The following is a 2357-nucleotide window of genomic DNA, read 5'->3' on the forward strand; positions in this document are numbered from 1 at the left end:
TACTCACCACTTGCAGAAGTGGGAGTCTCAACTCAGACTGAGATGAATTAAAACAGTTGAATACCAACGACTTAAAATTAATTTACGAATTAACCAAACGGTTAAATCAGAAATAACAAAAAGATTTTCAATTCGTATGATTCGTATTGATTGCAGTATAATACCACAAAATGACGAATGTCAATTATTGTTTTATGGTATATTTTTCACCTGTACAAATTGCACAATGGCTGTTTTTTAGCTGTAATGCTCTTATTTTGCGGAATCTAAAAAGAATCCATGAAAATCGTACGTTTTCAAGGATTCTTTTTTACTGTCATTTTGTGAAATTTTACAAGTAGATATTTTTACGCAACAAAAAAACCTATAAGATAATTCTTACAGGTTTCTAATAGCGAGAGGGGGATTCGAACCCTCGACACTGCGGGTATGAACCGCATGCTCTAGCCAACTGAGCTATCTCGCCATATTGAATGGGACCTACAGGGCTCGAACCTGTGACCCTCTGCTTGTAAGGCAGATGCTCTCCCAGCTGAGCTAAGATCCCATTTTGTTGACCGGTGAACTGTTCTGTTCCCTGTCGACTTCGTTAGTATACACCCATATCAATCAGAAAGTCAACAGATTTTTCTCTCTTTTTTGAAGTTCGACATTTTATTCATATTATATATACTTTTCACGCAATTCACACGGTTTCTATTTTCTTCTAACCAGACTTTTAGGATACGCATCCACCAACCATGTCAAACAGATATTTGCAATCCACTTATAATACTTGCCCAGTCACTCTAACGTTAAACTTTCTCTACGCCTGCTGTCCTGCAGAGTTTAGTTTCAAAACACCGGTTAAACAATGCCACTACTCTGCCAACACCGATCATTGCTGCAATTGTTCCAATGCCAATTCCAATCAAACGTCCACGTGCCACCAAACCAATCACAGCTGAAATTCCCACACAACTGCAGTCCAACAGATTTTTTCCAAGTCCCATTCCTTTTTTCGTCACCATTCCAAGTGTCTGAGCCAGACCATCTGCCGGGTTCGGGATCAAGTGCATATCTACGATCATCGCTGCACCGATTCCCGTACACACAATTGCCAACACAAGCATCACAATCTGTGCTCCAACATGTTCTGCTACTGGAATAATACCTCCAAACACATTCAAAAGCAGGCTGAACGCTAAGGAAAATGGGATCTGCAACAGATCTTTCCAAAGTACTTTTCGCAACTGTGGTAAAAATCCCCATTTCAGTCCGACTTCAATCAACGCAAAGCAGGTGTACAGTAAAAATGTCATCAACGCAAAATTCAGATTCCAGGCATTAGCCACCGTATATGCAATGGAAACTAACGCAGACACGCCAAGTCCGGTTTTTGTATTCAACGTGATTCCTAATGCCAGAATTACGATTCCTAATCCATAACTGAGCAGACGATTTATCAGTTTTCGCCTCCCATCTACGCATTTATCCATATTTTTATCACTTCCTTATGACAATATTTTTACTATCTTTTCCATAATTATAATTTCAGATTATTTCTGAACACAGCAAATATATTTGTACCTATAATTAACAGACAAGCAGCACCTTTTCTTCTCTATGCCAATTTCAGCAGCCAGAATGTCGTGCGGTTCTCAGAACTATCCTCAATATTTTCTGCGATCATCTCCAGATTCCACAGTTTTCCTGCGCGGGCACTGCAGATCGCTGCTGTTGTCTCCGGCAGTGTTCCCTTTGCCAGCATTTCTGCTCCAATGGCCGTATCTTCGATCTCATGCTCTGCCAGATTCGGAAATTTCGCCTTACGTGTGTTGACGGTCTGGCGCAATGCCTGCGGATGGGAAGCCACCTCTTTTAAAGAAGCGGTATCTACGCCCGGCTTTTTAAACATGCAGTGATGAATCGGAAGCACGTATACACCAATTTTTTCATAGGAAATATTTTCAAAGGTATGTACAAATTCACCAACCGGACCCGCCGTGGAATTTTCCACACCAAGTACGCCGTACTGAATTTCACCTTTCTGCATTGCTTCCAGAATGTTTTTCGCACATACCAGCGGCACCAGTTCTGTCTCTGTCATGCCAGCCTCTGCCCGCAGCTCATTTGCTGCCACTTCTGAAAAACTACCCGGAATCCCCATATAACCGATTTTATCCATTTTACAATCCTCATTCTCTCATATTTTTATAGACAATTTACAAACTCTATCTTATCACTTACTGTAATATAAAACACGAAATCATCTCATATCTGTTCAAGTCGAACGCACGTGAGACTTGGTGCGTGATTCTGGTCAGCACAAGCTGACATCTTCTTTTCAGAATCACTGCACTCTACACTCCGTTCCG

At 41.1% G+C, this 2357-nt stretch carries 2 protein-coding genes and 2 tRNA genes; all 4 read right to left on the reverse strand.

Annotated elements, in window-relative coordinates:
* Positions 1–392: 392 nt before the first annotated feature.
* Positions 393–466: transfer RNA gene (locus LG34_RS14805), tRNA-Met, on the reverse strand.
* An 8-nt stretch (positions 467–474) separates the two neighbouring features.
* A tRNA-Val gene (locus LG34_RS14810) sits at positions 475–547 on the reverse strand.
* 247 nt (positions 548–794) lie between these two features.
* Positions 795–1478, reverse strand: a complete 684-nt coding sequence (locus LG34_RS14815; RefSeq protein WP_242979919.1) for a YczE/YyaS/YitT family protein — start codon at positions 1476–1478, stop codon at positions 795–797.
* 125 nt (positions 1479–1603) lie between these two features.
* Complete coding sequence (locus tag LG34_RS14820; protein WP_109216753.1) at positions 1604–2167, reverse strand: prephenate dehydratase; 564 nt, start codon at positions 2165–2167, stop codon at positions 1604–1606.
* Between the last annotated feature and the right edge of the window lie 190 nt (positions 2168–2357).

This window comes from Eubacterium ramulus (assembly GCF_003122485.1).
In the GTDB taxonomy this organism is placed as follows: Bacteria; Bacillota; Clostridia; order Lachnospirales; family Lachnospiraceae; genus Eubacterium_I; species Eubacterium_I ramulus_A.

Coding starts and splice junctions, on each gene's coding strand:
- LG34_RS14815 (WP_242979919.1), bottom strand. CDS start 1,478: ATGGATAAATGCGTAGATGGGAGGCGAAAACTGATAAATCGTCTGCTC.
- LG34_RS14820 (WP_109216753.1), bottom strand. CDS start 2,167: ATGGATAAAATCGGTTATATGGGGATTCCGGGTAGTTTTTCAGAAGTG.